Raw genomic sequence first — 17,361 nt, forward strand, 5'->3', positions numbered from 1 at the left:
GTATCAAGGAGAGATTTCCCAGTGTCCGAGAATCAAAGCCGACTTGATCTGTTCATCGACCGCATGGTGTCCCAGCGGGCCTGTCTGGATTTTGCCATCGCGCAGACCCAAGATATGGGTGGGCCGGTCTTTGAACTTGGGCTGGGGAATGGCAGGACCTATCACCACATGATCCAATATGTCACCAAGCGCCCGGTCTATGTGTTCGAACGCGCGGTCGCTTCGCATCCGGATTCGACACCGCCTGAGGATCGAGTGATTTTGGGCGATGTCCGCGAGACACTTCCCGCTTCTCTGGATCGGTTCGGTGCGACAGCCAGCCTGATCCATGCTGATCTGGGCGGGCACAACCGAGAAAAGAATGACGCCTTCGCACGGTTTGTCTCACCCTTGATCGAGCCGCTTTTGGCCGAAGGTGGCCTAATGGTGTCGAGCGACCGGATGTATTTTGAAACCCTTACCGAGCTCCCCTTACCCCAAGGCGCGGTTCCGGGGCGGTGCTTTATCTATCAGCGCTAGGTTTGATAAGCCTGGAGGTAGCGTCGGCACGGCGGCAACCAAAGCAAACAGGAGGGACGTCATGCAGGCAATCCTGACACTGAACGCGGGAAGTTCGACCATCAAGTTCAGCGTATACCGGGCCGCGTCTGAACCCGAACTGTTGTGGCAGGGGCAGGTCGAAAACCTTGGCCCAGTCGCGCAGCTGGAGTTGCAAGGCGATGGGCCGGTTCAGGTCATTGAGATCGGCCCAGCCGACCATGCGGCGGCCGTAGAGGCAATTTTACAATCTGTCGAGCCTTTGTTTGACACGCACCATATTGTTGGGGTGGGTCACCGTATCGTGCATGGCGGGCAAACATTTGATGGTCCTGTTGTTCTGAATGATCATGTCCTTACGCAGTTAGAGGCTCTTTCGCCGCTGGCTCCACTGCATCAACCCCACAATCTGGCCGCCATTCGCGCTGCACAGGCCGCCTTTCCGGATGCGGTGCAGGTGGGGTGTTTTGATACCTCGTTCCACACAGGCCATGCGTTTGTGAACGATACCTTCGCCCTCCCGCGGCGGTTCTACGAAAAAGGCGTGCGGCGCTATGGGTTCCACGGGCTGTCCTATGACTACATCACCGGCAAGTTGCAGCAGGACTACCCCGATTTAGCGGCGGGTCGCGTTGTCATTGCGCATCTGGGCAATGGTGCGTCGATGTGTGCCGTGACCAACGGCGCAAGCGTCGGATCGACCATGGGGTTCTCTGCGCTGGATGGATTGCCGATGGGAACGCGCTGCGGTCAGCTTGATCCCGGTGTCTTGCTGTATCTGATGCAGCAGGGGCATGGGGTCGAGGCGATCACCCATATCTTGTACAAAAAGAGCGGCCTGCTGGGCTTGAGCGGGATCAGCCACGACATGCGTACCTTGCTGGCCAGTGACGACCCGCATGCCCGCGAGGCAATTGACTACTACGTTTTCCGCATCCGCCGCGAGCTGGGGGCAATGGCCGCCATTCTGGGTGGTCTTGATGCCGTGGTCTTTTGTGGCGGTATTGGAGAAAACGCGGCCCCAATTCGGCAACGTGTGCTGCAGGGGATGGAGTTTCTGAACATCCACCTGAATGTTCAGGCCAATGACACCAATTCCAAGGTCATATCAGACAAGGGTATTCCGGTGTTGGTGATCCCGACGGATGAAGAGCGCGTCATCGCGCGCGCCGTATCCCAGGCACTGGATTGAATTGTCGCCCCTAAATGAGAGGAAATTCGAGATGATCTTCTACGACTGCTCGACCGCCCCGAACCCGCGCCGAGCCAGAATGTTCATCGCGGAAAAAGGGCTGGAGATCGAAACGCGCGAGGTTTCGATTGCCAAGAACGAGCAGTTGGATGACGCGTTTCTGGCCGTAAACCCTCGGGCGACAATCCCGGTTCTGGTCACAGATGAAGGCGCAGTTCTGACCGAAAACCTGGGGATCGCGGCCTATCTTGAGGCTCGCTTTCCCGAACCACCCCTACTCGGGCGCAAACCAGATGAGAAGGGGCAGGTTTTGATGTGGAATGCCATCGTTGAACAACAGGGCGGTATGCCGATCGCAGAGGTTCTGCGCAATACACACCCGGCGTTCAAGGACCGGGCCATTCCCGGACCAACAAACCATCCTCAGATCTCAGCATTGGCCGAACGCGGCAGGACGCGCCTCTCCGATTTTTTCACATTGCTTGAGGCGCGATTGCAGTCCAGCCGCTTTGTTGCGGGGGATATGTTCAGTTTGGCGGATATCAGCACATTTGTGTTTGTGGATTTTGCACGTGTCATCAAAACACGCATCCCTGAAGGCAACAGCGCCACCCTAGCCTGGTTTCAAAGCGTTCAATCCCGGCCCAGCGCAAGCCTGTAACTTCAGCGCCAAACCGTGCGCCGGCCTGCGGTGATCTACACTGTACAGAAATGTCTAGACAGGAGTGAACAGTGCCGCTAGCGTCCGCTACGAGTCACCCAAGGGAGGTCGGGATGAAATCGCAGTATCGCGTGGTGGTCATTGGGGGCGGCGTTGTGGGCGCCTCGGTTCTGTATCATCTGGCCAAATTTGGCTGGTCCGATGTGGTCATGCTGGAGCGGCGTCGGTTGGCGTCGGGCTCGTCCTGGCACGCAGCCGGCGGTATCCACGCGCTGAATGCCGATCCGAATATGGCGTCTTTGCAAGCCTATACCATCGACCTGCTCAGCGAGATTGAAAAGGAATCGGGTCAGAACATCGGGCTGCACATGACCGGTGGCCTGACCTTGGCCGGAACACCCGAGCGCTGGGAATGGTTGCAAGCCAACTATCGCATCTTCCAATCCATCGGCATTGACGATTGTGAGTTGTTGACACCGGAAGAGGCGCAAAGACGTTGTCCGATTATGTCCACTGATGGCGTTTTGGGCGCGATGTGGGCGGACCGCGAAGGTTACATCGACACCACCGGCACGGTGCAGGCTTATGCAACGGCTGCAAAGAAGCGTGGTGCGGAGTATTACGAGGAGACCAAGGTCGAAAGCCTGACGCAGACGGCGGATGGCTGGGAAGTGGTGACCGACAAGGGCACGATCACCTGTGAACATGTGGTCAACGCTGCTGGTCTGTGGGCCAAGCAAGTGGGCCGCATGGCTGGCGTGGAACTGCCGGTCTCACCGCTCAAGCACCACTATCTGATTACGGATGCCGTGCCCGAGGTCGCAGCAGCCGACTTCGAAATGCCGATGACCGTGGACTTGGAAGGCTTCACCTATATGCGGCAGGACCAGAAGGGGGTTCTGGTCGGCATCTACGAGGTCGACCACGAACACTGGGCCATGGACGGCGCGCCCTGGAACTATGGCGAAGAGCTGTTTCAGGAGCAGCTGGACCGCATCGAGAACGAGTTGATGCTGGGTTTCGAACGCTACCCTTCGATCCAGAACGTGGGCATCAAGACCTGGGTGAACGGCGCGTTTACCTTCTCGCCTGATGGCAACCCTCTGGTTGGCCCGGTCCCGGGCAAGCGTGGCTATTGGTCGGCCTGTGCTGTGATGGCGGGCTTTCTGCAAGGTGGCGGTGTAGGCAAAACGCTGGCTGAATGGATGATCCACGGCGAACCCGAGGCCGATGCCTGGCCGATGGATGTGGCGCGCTACGGCGATTTCGCCCAGAACAAACGCTACATCCGCGAAACCACCGGGCAGTTCTATTCCCGCCGGTTTGTGATGACCTATCCGAACGAGCAACTGCCTGCAGGCCGCCCGTTGAAAATGGCCCCTGCCCATGATGCGATGACGGAGGCGGGCTGCAAATGGGGCGTCAGCTGGGATCTGGAAGTACCGCTTTACTTTGCGCCGAAGGGTTTCGAGGAAACGCCGACCCTAAAGCGGTCCAATGCGCATGATATCGTGGCCGAGGAATGCAAAGTGATCCGCGAAGGCGTGGGCCTGTTGGATATCTCCGGCTTTTCGCGGTTCGAGGTGACTGGCCCGAATGCGCAGGTCTGGCTGGACAAGGTCATGGCTTCGAAACTGCCTGCGCCGGGTCGGGCCAAACTGGCGCCAATGCTGGGTGAGAAGGGTCGCCTCAAGGGCGATCTGACCGTATTGAACTGGGGCGATGGTACCTGGTGGATTATGGGTAGCTATTACTTGCGCGCCTGGCATATGCGCTGGTTTGACGACCACATGATCGATGGGGTGAACATCCGCGATCTGGGTGAGGAATACTGTGGCTTCGGTCTGGTCGGGCCGAAATCGCAGGCGGTGATCGAGAAATTGGCCGAACAGGACATCTCGGGCCTGAAATTCATGGGCTGCGGCGATTTCGATGTTGGTCTTGTGCGTGCCCGCGTGGCACGCATGTCGGTGACCGGCGAAAAGGGGTACGAAATCAACTGCCGCTATGGTGATCACATCAAGCTACGTCGGATGTTGCTTGAGGCGGGTGCCGATCAGGGCATCCGCGAATGCGGATTCAATGCGATGTTGTCGACCCGCCTCGAAAAAAGCTTTGGTATCTGGTCGGCGGAATTTACGCAGCTCTATACGCCGGGCATGACCGGAATGGATCGTTGGATCGATTGGAACAAGGACTTTGTAGGCAAGGATGCCGCTGTGGCCGAACGCGACGGCAATGGCCCTGCGCAGGTGCAGGTCACGCTTGAGGTCGATGCGCTGGACGCAGATGCCAGCGGGTATGAACCGATCTGGGCAAATGGAGAGCGTGTGGGGTTCGTAACCTCGGGTGGCTATGGCCACTATACTGGCAAGTCGCTGGCGATGGCTCTGGTCAACCGGGACAAGGCCGAACCGGGGACGGAATTGTCTGTTCATGTGGTCGGCGTCGAACGTCCGGCTCGTGTGATCGCACCGTCGCCATACGACCCGCAGGGCAAAGCGATGCGAGGCTGATCATGGTGGCGCAAGACCAAAGGCGTCGACGGCGCGGACGCGGAGCAGAGGCTGCGCCACCCGTTTTGCGGGATGTGAACTATCGCCAACTTAGAAACCCTTTCCCGCAGATGGAGGTGTTCCCGGCAGATCAGATTGCGGACATGCACGAGACCGCGCTGCGTATGCTGCAAGAGCTGGGCGTCAAGGTTCTGCTGCCCGAAGCGCGCCGTATTTTTGCCGCAGGAGGGGCCCGTGTCGACGAAGAGACCGAGATGGTCTTTATCGGGCGCGATATGGTCGAGGCAGCGGTTGCGTCGGCCCCAAAGTCGATTGCCTGCCGGGCGGGGGCACGGCGTCGGGACTTCACGCTGGAACTGGGTTCGCTGGTGTTTCAACCGGGGGCCGGGGCCCCAAATGCCACTGATCTGGAGCGGGGGCGTCGGCCAGCGACAGGGCGGGACTATCTTGAGTTTTTGAAACTCACCCATCATTTTGACGTGTTTCAGATGATCTCGCCTCAGGTCGAACCGCAGGACGTGCCAACCAACCTGCGCCACTACTTCACGACCAAGGCGCAGATGGAACTGACTGATAAGTTTCCGTTCTTCTTTTCGCGTGGCACACCACAGGTGATGGACTGCTTTGAGATGCTGGCCACTGCCCGTGGCCTGTCGGATGACGATTTCCTTAATGGAGCCCATTGCTACACCATCATCAACACCAACAGCCCGCGCACTCTGGACATTCCGATGGCACAGGGGCTGATTGATTTTGCCAAGCACGGTCAGATGTCGATTATCACGCCGTTTACGCTAATGGGGGCGATGGCGCCGATCACGGTGGCAGGGGCGATAACCTTATCTCATGCAGAAGCTCTGTCGGCACTGACCCTGACGCAGCTAACCAATCCGGGCGCGCCTGTATGCTATGGGACGTTCACCAGCAATGTGGATATGAAATCAGGTGCGCCGGCATTCGGGACGCCCTCACATTTCCAGGCTTCGCTGGCGGCCGGACAACTCGCGCGCCATTTAGGTCTTCCATGGAGATCTGCGGCGGGATCGGCGGCGAATGTCAACGATGTGCAGGCGGCCAACGAGAATCAGTTCGGCCTGTGGGGCTGTTTGATGGCCGGGGCAACTGTGATTATCCATTCGGCAGGCTGGCTTGAAGGCGGGCTGACTGTATCCTTCGAGAAGCTTGTCTGCGATGCCGAGGTTCTCAACATGGTCGCCGAGCTTTGCGCCGGGGCGCAGGCCGGAACCTCTGAGATCGGCTTTGATACTGCGCTAAGTGAGGTTGAGCCCAGCGGCCATTTCTTTGCCTCCAGCCAAACAATGGAGCGATACAATACCGAGTTCTATCAGCCCCATGTCCACGATTACGCCAATTTCGGAACCTGGACCGAACGCGGATCGATTGACACCAACCATCGGGCAACCGGGGTTTGGAAGTCTATTCTGAACGATTTCAAAGCACCGCCAACCGATAGTGACCGTATCGGAGCCCTGCACGAATTTATTGAACGACGCACTGCCGAGGGCGGCGCACCACCGGAGAGCTGAATGAACACCAAACCGATCCTGCACCGGGATGACCCACAGGCCGAACCATTGGTCGGCAATGTCAAAGTCACGCGCGACGACTGGTTGAACGTGGCGATGGATGTGCTGATCTCGGACGGGGTGGATCAGATCAAGGTGCTGAACCTGGCCGAGCGGATGGCTGTGTCACGGTCGTCCTTTTACTGGTACTTCAAGTCGCGCCAGGAATTGTTGGACGCGCTTTTGGCGCGCTGGCAGGCGACGAACACTGCGGCCCTGATCAAACAGGCTGAAATCCCCGCCAAGACGATTACCGCGGCGGTCTGTAACGTGCATCGGTGTGTCGTGAATACGGCGCTGTTTGACACTGCCTTGGACTTTGCGGTGCGCGACTGGGCGCGCAAATCCGGCAAGGTGCGGCGCGTTCTGGATCAGTCCGACGCCAAACGCCTGGCCGCCCTGCACGCAATGTTCGCACGATATGGGTATTCCGAGGTCGAAGCAGAAACCCGCGCGCGCGTTCTGTACTACATGCAGATTGGCTATGATCTGGCCCAATTGAACGAGCCCATGGACACGCGGATTTCGATGGTGCCGCACTATCTGTATGTATTCACGGGCGTTGATCCGCAGCCCGAGGAAGTTGAAGAATTCAGCGCCTATTCGCAGTGCTATTGGAGAGGAGACACCCCATGAGCCAACCAGATGCAATTATCATTGGGACCGGTGTAATCGGTGCCGCGATCGCTTTTGAGATGGCGAAAGCCGGGTGGAAAACCCTGTCGCTGGATCGGAACAGCCAGGCGGGGCATGGCTCAACCGCTGGGTCCTGCGCGATCATCCGCATGCACTATTCGACCTCCGATGGCACGGCCTTTGCCTGGGAAGGATATCACTATTGGCGTGATTGGGCCGAATATCTAGGTCTGCCTGCCGATGCCGACCTGGCGCAGTTTCGCGAGACGGGGTGTCTGGTCATGAAGACCAATGCCAACGGTATGCTGGAAAAGCATATGGCCAACAGCGCTGATCTGGATTGCCCGTTCGAAGAATGGTCGCCCGAGGTAATCAACGATCGTTTGCCGGTCTATTCTTTGGATAGTTTTGCACCAGCACGCCGGATGGATGATCCTGAGTTCGGTCATCCCAACGGTCGCAAGATGCAGGGCGGTGTGTTTTGGCCGCAGGCAGGTTATGTCACCGATCCAGCGCTGTCCGCTCAGAACCTGATGGATGCTGCCAAGCAACATGGGGCTCGGGTGCAGACTGGGGCTGAGGTCGTTGAGATTCTATCCGAAGATGGCCGTGTAACGGGGGTCAAGCTGGCGTCTGGCGAAGAAATCCACGCCAAGGTTGTCGTGAATGTGGCCGGGCCGGGGTCGGCCATCATCAACAAGATGGCGGGCGTATTGGATGACATGACGATTGAGACACGACCCTTGCGGCAAGAAGTGGTTCATGTGCCCGCGCCCGAAGGGTTCGATTTCGAGAACAATGGCACCATCGTCTCGGACAGTGATATCGCGTGTTACTGCCGCCCGGAACATGGTAACCATATCCTCGTTGGGTCTGAAGACCCCGAATGCGATCCGCATCAGTGGTGCGAGGATGATTTGCACTACAATCGCGATTTCACCGATCAGTGGACCACTCAGGCCATGCGATATGCTCAGCGCGTGCCCAGCCTGGGCATCCCGTCCAAAACCCGAGGTGTAGTTGATCTATACGATGCGTCGACAGATTGGATTCCGATTTACGACAAATCCAGCCTGCCGGGTTTTTATATGGCCTGTGGCACCAGCGGAAACCAGTATAAGAACGCTCCAATTGCGGGAAAGATGATGACTGCGCTGATTGAATATTGCGAAGGTGGGGCCGACCATGATTCCAAGCCGCTGCAGTTCGAACTGCCGTATATCAAGCGCATGATCGATGTGGGGTTCTATTCGCGCAAACGCCCAATCAACGAAGAAAGCAGTTTTTCGGTTCTGGGGTAGTCGACCGGTCCAAACGCGCTATGCTTTCGAAAGGTCTGAGCAAACACAGGACCCGAGATGGCACAGTCAGGAAACCGCGTTCTGATTTTGGGCAGCGCACCAGATGCGATTGAGGCGCGCGCATGGCCCCGTGCGCCCTTTACGCACATAGTGGTGATCAACAACGCCTGGCGTGTGCGCGAGGATTGGGATGTGCTGATCCATCCCGAAGATTTCCCAACAGACAGGTGCCCTGTGCATTTGAAACCTGGGCAAAGCATTGTTACGGCCGAGGATTATGTGCCGCGGCAGAACCACTATGGCGGCTTTGTCTACGCAGGCGGCACGATGGCCTTTACGGCAGGGTATTGGGCTTTATCGGCCCTTGAGCCCGAGGTTCTTGCGTATTTTGGATGCGACATGGTTTATGCGGGCAAGGGGCAGACCCATTTCTATGGCACGGGCGCGGCTGATCCGCTGCGCGATGACGTCACCTTACGCTCGTTAGAAGCCAAATCCGCACGTCTGGCCCTGTTTGCAGCCGTTCAAAATTGCCGTGTTGTACGATTGTCCCAAGGAGACAGTCGGTTGGTCTTTCCGTCGTCGCAGTCGTCACGGTTGACCTCGGCACCACTACCCGCGACTGCAGGCATGAAGGCGGCTTTGGCTGAAGAAGAACGGTTGGCGTATCACGTGCCATCCGGGCGCTATTGGGAAGAAGCGCAACGTTTTGATGTTGAAAAACTCGACGCTTTGGATCGGATGTGGTTGTCGGCTTATGAGCCCAGTCATCTGAAACATGTCGCCTGAAACCGGTTCAGGCGGCGAAGGTAACCCAAGCCCAGACCATACCTATATAGGTCAACTGATGCATCAACTGATCCAGCCCGGCTGCGCGCCAGAATGCGGCCTGTTTGGGTTCTAGCTGCTTCTTGTCGGAGTAACTGGCTTTGGCGTAGTCGATATTGAAATGAACCACCCATTCGATCAGACCGACAATCAGGATGAAAAGCAAAGGCGTGCCAAATAGGATAAAGACAACAGCAGAGCCGACAACGTGCACCCCGGCATGTTGCGCGCGACCGACATGAAAGTACTCGCCTCGCCCGGATAGCATTTTGGGCGTCTGGAGGTAATAATCGGCAAACATATGCTTAATCTGCATCAAGCAGAGCATAAGAAAAACTGCGCCAAAACTGGCAGTCAAAAGGCCTCTCCCGAAAACGTCCTGAGGCGGATACTAGGCACGATTAAGTTGCTACGTAAATAAACTAGTTCACATTCGGCAAAGAAATGTTCCGCTATTGACCTCGAATATCAGTTTTCGCTGGGATTTTGTGGCTTTATGCTGTTGAGTCTAAGGCCATGCCAAAAAGCTGAGTTGTAGATAGCAAGCAGGAACCGGTTCCATAGAACGCACGATCTTTCGTTTTATCTGGAAGTACTCCAAACGCGACCAGCTGATCCTTCTGGCCGTGACGTCAACCTTGTTTCCGTTGCTTTATCTGACGCTGGAACTGCCCAAGCGCATCATCAACGATGCGATCGGGGCCAGCAGTGAAATCGTAGAGGTTTGGGGATACAGTCTGCAGCAGACCAATTTCCTGATCATCTTGTGCTTTGCGTTTCTGGGTGCGGTTCTTGCCCATGGCTTGATGAAGATGCGCATCAATACGATGAAAGGTGTGCTGAGCGAGCGGATGCTGCGGCGCTTTCGTTATCAATTGATCAGCCGGGCTTTGCGCTTCCCTCAGCCTTATTTCGAAAGGGTCAGCCAAGGCGAAATGGTGTCGATGATCACCGCCGAAAGCGAACCGATGGGCGGGTTGATGGGCGATGCGATCAGCCAACCGGTGCTTCAAGCCGGTCAGATGATCACCATCCTATCGTTCCTGTTTCTACAAAGCGTCTGGTTCGGTCTTGCTGCCGTCGCTTTGATCCCGGTGCAGGCGTGGCTGATCCCGAAACTGCAGCGCCAGATCAACCTTCTGAACAAGAAACGCATCCAGGAGGTTCGCACCCTGGCTGCGCAGATCGGAGAAAACGCAGCTGGTGCCTCGACCCTGCGCGCAAACGGGGGCTGGCGCTATCGCCGCGCCATGGTTTCGGATCAATTGGGGCGCCTATTTGGGATCCGATTCGAGATCTACCAGAAGAAGTTCTTTATGAAATTCATAAACAACTTCATCTCGCAGTTGACGCCATTCATGTTCTATCTGGTTGGCGGATTGTTGGTGCTGCAGGGATCGGTCTCGCTGGGCGCGCTGGTGGCGGCTTTGGCGGCGTATAAAGACCTCAGTTCTCCCTGGAAAGAATTGCTGACCTACTACAATCAAACGCAGGATATGTCGCTGCGTTGGGACGTGGTGGTTGAACGGTTTGCGCCTTCGGGTATGCAGGATGAAGGTCTGTTCGAAGGCGAACCGCCCGAGCGTCCGCATCTGAGCGGCGATATTGTTCTTGATCACGTTTCGGTGCGCGACATGGATGGCAATCAGGTGCTGGACGACCTGAACCTGACATTCCCGGCCGGCAAAACAATCGGCATTCTAGCACCGAGCGAGGAAGACCGGCGCGCCGTCAGCGAACTGCTGACACGCGAAATCCTGCCCAGTGCGGGTAGGGTTGAAATCGGTGATCAGAATCTGGCCGAGTTGCATCAGGGCGTCGTGGCGGCGCGGATCGGTTATGCATCATCCCGACCAGTGATGTTTCAAGGCACGCTGGGCGACAACGTTATGATGCCTATGCGGTTCAAGCCGTTGTCTGAACACACCGATCACCCCGGTTTTGCTGAGACCCTGCGTGCCGGCAACAGCACCGACCCGTTCCAGGCAGAATGGCTCGACCCGTCTCGCGCAGGCTTTCAGAGCGCGGCTGATCTGCGGGATTGGTGGTTGAAACTAATCGACGGTATGGGATCGGGCGCAGCCTTGTTTCAACGCGGAGCCGAGCAGGATTTTGATTCGGTGGCCCATCCTCAGCTTGCGCAGAAGCTGATCGAACTGCGCCCGTTGATACAAGAGACGGTAACAAAAGCGAAGCTGACCGAGCAGGCGCTGATCTTCGATCGCGAAAGCTATAACCCGGCCTTGCCCGTGGCCGAGAACCTGCTGTTCGCAACGCCTTGCGTTCCGGTCAACCAAGAGCTTTTGGCCAAGCAAACCGTGTTCCTGGGCCAGTTGCGTGAGCTTGGATTGGATGAGACCCTGATCGCCTTGACGCGCGACGTGATCGATATGTTGCGGCAGATCTTTGGGCTGGATGGCACTGACCATCCCTTGTTCCGCAAACTGGGGCTGGAGGCCGGGACCTATGAAGCGGCCGTTGAACTGGTCGAACGCACCCGGAAAGAAGGGGCTGAGGGGCTAGATGACGCTCAATTGGCGAACCTGCTGGCCGTGCCATTTGTGATCTCAGCGGAACAGATTGGCCCAGCCTTCACTGATGAACTCAAGAGCCGCATTCTGGAGCTACGCAATAGCCATTCCAGTAAGCTGCTGGAACCGCTGCAGGACGTGTTTGTTCCGTTGGATTCCAAGCAGATCGCACCGGGTTTGTCTGTGATGGAAAACGCGCTTTTTGGCAAAGTCAGCCAGATTGGCGGCGCGCGATCTGACGAGGTACGCAAGCTGATTGTGGATGTTCTGGCCGAGAATGGCGCGCGCCCGCTGGTTGTTGAGCTGATCTATGATGTGCCGGTTTCGCTGGGGGGGCAGAACCTGCCCGCCGTTTTTGCCGAGCCACTGGCGTTCACGCGGGCAACGATCAAGAAGCCAGATATCCTGATCCTAGAGAACGCGCTGGCCAGCTACAGCGTCAAGACACAGATTGCTGTTTACAAAAATCTGCGGGAGTTGATGCCGGATGTCACGATCATCTATCTGAACGATCAGTTCGAAAATCCGGACGTGTTCGACATGTTCGTTGAAATCCGTCAAGGTCGTGTGGTCTCGGACGAAGGACCTATGGACGTGGAAGAAGACAGCGCTGCATCGGCTGATCTTGCGCGCAAGTTACGAGCGCTTGAACAGACCCCTCTGTTCTCGGGCCTGGATCGCAGACAGCTGCGCCTGCTGGCCTTTGGTGCGCGCTGGTTTGATGCAGCACCCGGACAGGTCGTGTTCCTGAAAGATGACCAACCGACCGATGGCGCCTATGTGGTACTGGACGGAGAGGCGGGCCTGTATCTGCCGCAATCGGATGGCCCGGATCAACTGATCACAACCGTAAGCGCAGGTGCATTAGTAGGTGAGTTAGGGTTGATCCGAAAAGAGCCACGCGCCCTGAGCATGATTGCCGAAACCAACCTGTCCTGCCTGCGGATTGGTGAAGAGGAGTTTCTGGCCGTTGTCGAAAACGATGCCGCCACTGCCTATAAGCTGATGCAGGTGATCGCCGGGTATGTGTCGAACTGATCCTCAGCTATCGGGCTGGCAGAACAGTTCGTACATCAATCCGATCACGCGCTGGGTGCTGTGGTCGGCCAGTGAATAATAAACGGTCTTACCGTCCCGGCGGGTTGAAACCAGTTGTTCATCTCGCAACCGGGCCAACATCTGGCTGACGGCGGCCTGACGGATTTGCAACAAGCTCTCGAGTTCTCCGACCGATTTTTCCCCATCGCTCAGATGGCACAGGATCATCAGGCGGCCTTCATGCGCCAATGTCTTCAGGTAAGCCGCAGCACGGGCTGCGTTTGCTTGCATACTGTCTGATGCTTCAGCGGGTAGAACGGCAGCGTCTTTCGGGGTCACGGGTTGGCCATCTGTCAGATAGGGGTCGGAGCAATATGCCCCAACCACCGCGGGCTTGTCACCCCTCGGTTGCTGGTGCGCCACCCTGAAAGGAATTTCCATTTGCGTAGTCGCAAGGATCTTCCTGCATTTGCAGGTGCAGGCCGTCTCCGGTGTAGGGATGAGCACGCGCCAGATCTTCGTCGACCTCAATTCCAAGGCCCGGCGCAGTGGGTGGCGTGACAAAGCCATCCTCAACCCGGATCGAGCCCTTGATCAGTTGATCGTGAAACGGAGTTTCGATGGATTCCAGCAACAACAGGTTGGGGATCGAGGCCGCCAGGTGGATATTGGCGGCCCATTCTACCGGACCGGCGTAAAGATGAGGTGCCATCTGCGCATTAAAGACTTCGGCCATGGCCGCGACTTTCTTCATTTCCCAAATGCCACCGGCGCGCCCAAGAGCGGGTTGCAGGATCTCCGCCGCGCCTGCGCGCAAGACTGCACCGAACTCGGCCTTGGTGGTCATGCGCTCGCCGGTGGCGACCGGGATACGGACATTGCGCGCGACGCGCGCCATGTCTTCGATATTATCGGGCGGGGTAGGTTCTTCGAACCAAAGCGGCAAATACGGCTCTAACGCTTGGCCCAGCCGAATAGCGCCAGCCGTGTTGAATTGACCGTGGGTGCCGAACAGCAGATCGGCCTTGTCCCCCACAGCTTCGCGGATGGCTTTGCAGAAGGCCACAGACATCGAGATATCAGACATCGCCGGCATATGCCCGCCCCGGATGGTATAGGGACCCGCCGGGTCGAATTTGACCGCCGTATAGCCTTGCCGCACCATTTCTGCGGCGCTTTCTCCGGCCTGATCAGGCGCAGTCCAGAAGTCATTCAAATTGTGCTGGGGCAGAGGGTAGAGGTAGGTATAGGACCTAATGCGCTCATTCATCTTGCCGCCCAGCAGGGCGTAAACGGGCCGATCTCGATCTTTCCCCAGAATATCCCAACACGCGATTTCAAGCCCCGAAAAGGCACCCATGACGGTCAGGTCGGGGCGCTGGGTGAATCCGCTGGAATAGGCGCGGCGGAACATCAGTTCGATGTTTTCGGGATTTTCGTCCTGCATGTGTCGGTCGAATACATCGCGGATCACATGGCTCATGGCCTCGGGGCCCACGGTCGAGGCATAGCATTCCCCCCAGCCTGTGATGCCCGTATCGGTGGTGAGCTTCACCAATATCCAATACCGCCCACCCCAACCGGGGGCGGGGGGTGCGGTGACAATAATATCAAGATCTTGCAACTTCATTCCGAGCGCTCCGGCTATTCGGCTGTTTCGCCCACGGTGGCTTGGGAACAATCGGGTCGCAAGCCGGAAATCGTCAGATTGATGTCGTTGTTATACCGCGATGGGGCGTGCGCGAAGAAATAGAAGCACCCCAACCAGCATGAGGACCAGAGCAAGAAGGAAGGGAGCACCAGGCAGATAGATCGCCGTCTCTGGTTGGATAAAGCGGGCAAAAACACTGGTCATCAATAGGGGTGATATGACCATCGACAACGCGTGTAGAGACGCAAATACGCCTTGCAGTTCACCTTGCTGCGAATCTGGCGTTGCGCGTGACATCATCGCTTGCAAGGCTGGCGTGATGACCGCGCCCAGCGCAGTCATCGGGATCAGCATCAGGGCGATCAGGCCATTGGTTAAAAAGGCCAGAAACAGGAAGCTAACGATCTCGAAGGCCATACCGTAGAGGATGGTGACGCGTTCACCCAGATAACGCGTGGCGGGGCGGATCAGTCCGCCCTGAACTGCGGCCATGCCAATTCCATAAACGCCCAGCGACAGGCCGATCATCTGCGGCGACCAGCCAAAGCGCTCGGTGGTAAAATAGGACCATATCGCGGGGTAGACGTAGATTGACACCGAATACAGGAAATAGACCCACAGTAGAGGCCGGATGCCAGGCAGGGCGGCGATCGCGGTAAGCGAGCTGACCGGGTTCGCGCGCTTCAAACTGAATGCCCGTCTGGTCTTGTCGGTCACGGTTTCCGGCATCACAAAAAAGCCAATGGCGAAAGTCAGCGCTGAAAGACCGGCAGCCGCCCAAAACGGCGCGCGTGTTCCATATTCACTGAGCAGCCCGCCCATCACTGGGCCAAGAACAAAGCCCACGCCAAACGCCGCGCCGACAAGGCCAAAGTTTGCAGCCTTGTCTTCCGGTTTTGAGACATCGGCCATAAATGCCGCCGCCGTCGAATGTGTAGCCGCCGTGATACCCCCGACAATACGCCCAATCAGCAGTAGCCAGATGCTCCCTGCGAGCGCCATCACCACGTAATCCAAGGCCATCACAAACAGCGACACCAGCAGAACCAACCGTCGTCCGTAGGCGTCAGACAGATTCCCGAGGATAGGCCCAAAGACAAACTGCATTGCCGCAAACGCGGTGCTGAGGATACCGCCCCAAATCGCCGCACTGGCAAGCGTTCCGCCCTGAACCTCGACAATCAGTTGCGGCATGATTGGCATCACGAGGCCAATCCCCATCGCATCGATCATCACCGTACATAGAACAAAGGCAAAGGGCAGGCGCATCAGAACCGTCACAAAGTTTCGTCCCCAGCACCCTAGGCGGGGCCAATTCGTTAGGATAGAGGGCTGTTCTTTGACGTAGGGTCGCAAAGGCGCCTGATCAAAGCTGTTTCTCAAGATCTGTCAGCGCACGCGCCAATTGGTCCGGATGGGAAAAGAACGAGGAGTGGCCGCTGTCAATAGTGCGTTGCAAATCCGTGCGGATTTCGCTGCCCATTTTCTTTTGATACGCGAATGGAACAGTGTGATCATCGCTGGTTGCAATATATGCGCGCGCGACACTTTTGTAGCGCTCACTAAGTGCCAAGGGCGTATCTTGCGGGCGTATGGCCTGCGGACAAAGGCGCGCAAAGGCGAACGGTGTGATTTCGGGCGCGCAATCATGGTAGAACAGTTCTTTTACGTGCTCTGGACGGACGGTGTAAGACAATCCATCAGCCGATTTTTCTACTGCATTCGCGATTGTTTGGCTTGGTCCACGGCGGCGCATCTCGACCATAGACACCCCGTCTTGCGGGACATAGGCGCTCAGATAGACCAGGGCGCGCATGGCTTGCGGTTGCGCTTCGGCGGCGGCGCTAATCGGATACCCTCCCCAGGAATGCCCTACGATGATCGTATCTGGCGTCGATGCGGCAAGGATGGCGTCTCGGCAGCCATCAAGGGTGACCTCAGCAATCGGCGTAGGGTCAGCACCGTGGCTGGGCATGTCGATGGCACGGGCTGTGTGCCCAAAGTTCTCCAGCGCAGGAATCAAGTCGCGCCAACACCAGGCGCCGTGGCAAGAACCATGAATCAGAAGGAAATCAGCCATCGAAAGGCTCCCTTAAATATGTCCAATATCTTTCAAAAACGCTTCAAGTATAGCGGCAAACTCTTCTGGTTTTTCAACACAAGGCAAATGTCCTGTCCGTCGCATCAATTTGAATTGCGCGCCGGGGATCAGTTCGACCGTTTCGCGCACAAGGTCTGGTGGGGTCGAGCCGTCTTCGCTGCCGGCGATGCCTAAAGTGGGCAGCCGCAAACCCGACGTTGGCGTAAAAAAATCTGTGCCGGCTATAGCGGCACAGCATCCCAGATACCCTTCAACTGGCTGCCGCACCATCATCTCGCACCAGAGCAGGTGGTTTTGTGCGGCTCGAAACTCACGCGAGAACCAGCGCTCCATCGTGGCATCGGCCAGGGCTTCGATCCCGCCATCGCGAACAGCCTGCATCCGATCCTGCCAAATCGAGGGCATGCCGATCTTGGCGGCCGTGTTGGACAGGACCAAGGCGCGCACCTGATCCAGACGTTTGATGGCTAGGCCTTGGGCGATCATGCCACCGATTGACAGGCCCACGAACACACAATCGCGCACGTCGAGATGATCTAACAAAGCCTCGGTATCTCGGATCAGAGATCCCATCGAATAAGGAGCAGGTGGAACCGAGGATTGACCATGGCCGCGCTTGTCAAATCGAATGATCCGCAGACCGTCGGGCAGGTGAGGGATCACCCCATCCCATAGATGCAGGTCTGTGCCCAGTGAATTGGCAAACACGATGGGTGCGCCGGTTGGCGAGCCATCAATCCTGTAGTTCAGGTCCACGTTCCCGATAGTCACGTGAGGCATGTT

At 57.2% G+C, this 17,361-nt stretch carries 15 protein-coding genes; 9 read left to right on the forward strand and 6 right to left on the reverse strand.

Annotated elements, in window-relative coordinates; translation table 11 throughout:
* The first annotated feature begins 21 nt into the window (after positions 1 to 21).
* The 8 genes from ACR0KG_RS04545 to ACR0KG_RS04580 all read left to right on the forward strand — a co-directional run bounded on the left by ACR0KG_RS04545 (position 22) and on the right by ACR0KG_RS04580 (position 9,218).
* Entirely contained in the window at positions 22 to 519 is a 498-nt protein-coding gene (locus tag ACR0KG_RS04545) for a class I SAM-dependent methyltransferase (RefSeq protein WP_480541835.1), read from the forward strand.
* A 61-nt stretch (positions 520 to 580) separates the two neighbouring features.
* A complete protein-coding gene (locus tag ACR0KG_RS04550) occupies positions 581 to 1,729 on the forward strand; it encodes an acetate/propionate family kinase (protein WP_480826610.1) in 1,149 nt (382 codons plus the stop codon).
* Between the two features lie 31 nt (positions 1,730 to 1,760).
* Positions 1,761 to 2,390, forward strand: coding sequence for a glutathione S-transferase family protein (locus tag ACR0KG_RS04555; RefSeq protein ID WP_480546264.1), 630 nt, complete (start codon positions 1,761 to 1,763; stop codon positions 2,388 to 2,390).
* Positions 2,391 to 2,503: 113 nt separating this feature from the next.
* Positions 2,504 to 4,906 carry a GcvT family protein gene (locus tag ACR0KG_RS04560; RefSeq protein WP_480826611.1) on the forward strand — a complete coding sequence of 801 codons (2,403 nt, stop codon included), beginning with the start codon at positions 2,504 to 2,506 and terminating at the stop codon, positions 4,904 to 4,906.
* A 2-nt stretch (positions 4,907 to 4,908) separates the two neighbouring features.
* Positions 4,909 to 6,453: a trimethylamine methyltransferase family protein gene (locus ACR0KG_RS04565; protein WP_480826612.1), complete on the forward strand. Its 1,545-nt coding sequence runs from the start codon at positions 4,909 to 4,911 to the stop codon at positions 6,451 to 6,453.
* On the forward strand, positions 6,454 to 7,128 hold the full coding sequence (locus tag ACR0KG_RS04570) for a TetR/AcrR family transcriptional regulator (RefSeq protein WP_480546269.1): 675 nt from the start codon (positions 6,454 to 6,456) through the stop codon (positions 7,126 to 7,128).
* Complete coding sequence (locus ACR0KG_RS04575; RefSeq protein ID WP_480826613.1) at positions 7,125 to 8,429, forward strand: NAD(P)/FAD-dependent oxidoreductase; 1,305 nt, start codon at positions 7,125 to 7,127, stop codon at positions 8,427 to 8,429. Before ACR0KG_RS04570 ends, ACR0KG_RS04575 begins: the two co-directional genes overlap by 4 nt.
* A gap of 57 nt (positions 8,430 to 8,486) precedes the next feature.
* Complete coding sequence (locus tag ACR0KG_RS04580; protein ID WP_480826614.1) at positions 8,487 to 9,218, forward strand: hypothetical protein; 732 nt, start codon at positions 8,487 to 8,489, stop codon at positions 9,216 to 9,218.
* A 7-nt stretch (positions 9,219 to 9,225) separates the two neighbouring features.
* On the opposite strand, the gene ACR0KG_RS04585 is transcribed toward ACR0KG_RS04580, so the two are convergent.
* Complete coding sequence (locus tag ACR0KG_RS04585; protein WP_480541849.1) at positions 9,226 to 9,573, reverse strand: DUF3307 domain-containing protein; 348 nt, start codon at positions 9,571 to 9,573, stop codon at positions 9,226 to 9,228.
* Positions 9,574 to 9,829: 256 nt separating this feature from the next.
* On the opposite strand from ACR0KG_RS04585, the gene ACR0KG_RS04590 reads away from it, so the two are divergent.
* Positions 9,830 to 12,826, forward strand: coding sequence for an ABC transporter transmembrane domain-containing protein (locus tag ACR0KG_RS04590; RefSeq protein ID WP_480827327.1), 2,997 nt, complete (start codon positions 9,830 to 9,832; stop codon positions 12,824 to 12,826).
* Between the two features lie 3 nt (positions 12,827 to 12,829).
* On the opposite strand, the gene ACR0KG_RS04595 is transcribed toward ACR0KG_RS04590, so the two are convergent.
* From ACR0KG_RS04595 to pcaD, 5 genes are all read right to left on the reverse strand, one after another.
* Positions 12,830 to 13,117, reverse strand: a complete 288-nt coding sequence (locus ACR0KG_RS04595; protein WP_480827328.1) for an ArsR/SmtB family transcription factor — start codon at positions 13,115 to 13,117, stop codon at positions 12,830 to 12,832.
* Positions 13,118 to 13,223: 106 nt separating this feature from the next.
* A complete protein-coding gene (locus ACR0KG_RS04600) occupies positions 13,224 to 14,456 on the reverse strand; it encodes a mandelate racemase/muconate lactonizing enzyme family protein (protein ID WP_480826615.1) in 1,233 nt (410 codons plus the stop codon).
* 90 nt (positions 14,457 to 14,546) lie between these two features.
* On the reverse strand, positions 14,547 to 15,746 hold the full coding sequence (locus ACR0KG_RS04605; RefSeq protein ID WP_480827329.1) for a TCR/Tet family MFS transporter: 1,200 nt from the start codon (positions 15,744 to 15,746) through the stop codon (positions 14,547 to 14,549).
* Between the two features lie 97 nt (positions 15,747 to 15,843).
* Positions 15,844 to 16,557, reverse strand: coding sequence for an alpha/beta fold hydrolase (locus ACR0KG_RS04610; RefSeq protein ID WP_480541853.1), 714 nt, complete (start codon positions 16,555 to 16,557; stop codon positions 15,844 to 15,846).
* Positions 16,558 to 16,569: 12 nt separating this feature from the next.
* Positions 16,570 to 17,358, reverse strand: coding sequence for a 3-oxoadipate enol-lactonase (gene pcaD / locus ACR0KG_RS04615; protein WP_480826616.1), 789 nt, complete (start codon positions 17,356 to 17,358; stop codon positions 16,570 to 16,572).
* Positions 17,359 to 17,361: the final 3 nt, after the last annotated feature.

It is taken from the genome of Ruegeria sp. H4, assembly GCF_056533065.1.

Coding starts and splice junctions, on each gene's coding strand:
- ACR0KG_RS04600 (WP_480826615.1), bottom strand. CDS start 14,456: ATGAAGTTGCAAGATCTTGATATTATTGTCACCGCACCCCCCGCCCCC.
- ACR0KG_RS04610 (WP_480541853.1), bottom strand. CDS start 16,557: ATGGCTGATTTCCTTCTGATTCATGGTTCTTGCCACGGCGCCTGGTGT.
- ACR0KG_RS04575 (WP_480826613.1), top strand. CDS start 7,125: ATGAGCCAACCAGATGCAATTATCATTGGGACCGGTGTAATCGGTGCC.
- ACR0KG_RS04585 (WP_480541849.1), bottom strand. CDS start 9,573: ATGCAGATTAAGCATATGTTTGCCGATTATTACCTCCAGACGCCCAAA.
- ACR0KG_RS04595 (WP_480827328.1), bottom strand. CDS start 13,117: ATGCAAGCAAACGCAGCCCGTGCTGCGGCTTACCTGAAGACATTGGCG.
- ACR0KG_RS04560 (WP_480826611.1), top strand. CDS start 2,504: ATGAAATCGCAGTATCGCGTGGTGGTCATTGGGGGCGGCGTTGTGGGC.
- ACR0KG_RS04580 (WP_480826614.1), top strand. CDS start 8,487: ATGGCACAGTCAGGAAACCGCGTTCTGATTTTGGGCAGCGCACCAGAT.
- pcaD (WP_480826616.1), bottom strand. CDS start 17,358: ATGCCTCACGTGACTATCGGGAACGTGGACCTGAACTACAGGATTGAT.
- ACR0KG_RS04550 (WP_480826610.1), top strand. CDS start 581: ATGCAGGCAATCCTGACACTGAACGCGGGAAGTTCGACCATCAAGTTC.
- ACR0KG_RS04555 (WP_480546264.1), top strand. CDS start 1,761: ATGATCTTCTACGACTGCTCGACCGCCCCGAACCCGCGCCGAGCCAGA.
- ACR0KG_RS04605 (WP_480827329.1), bottom strand. CDS start 15,746: ATGCGCCTGCCCTTTGCCTTTGTTCTATGTACGGTGATGATCGATGCG.
- ACR0KG_RS04570 (WP_480546269.1), top strand. CDS start 6,454: ATGAACACCAAACCGATCCTGCACCGGGATGACCCACAGGCCGAACCA.
- ACR0KG_RS04565 (WP_480826612.1), top strand. CDS start 4,909: ATGGTGGCGCAAGACCAAAGGCGTCGACGGCGCGGACGCGGAGCAGAG.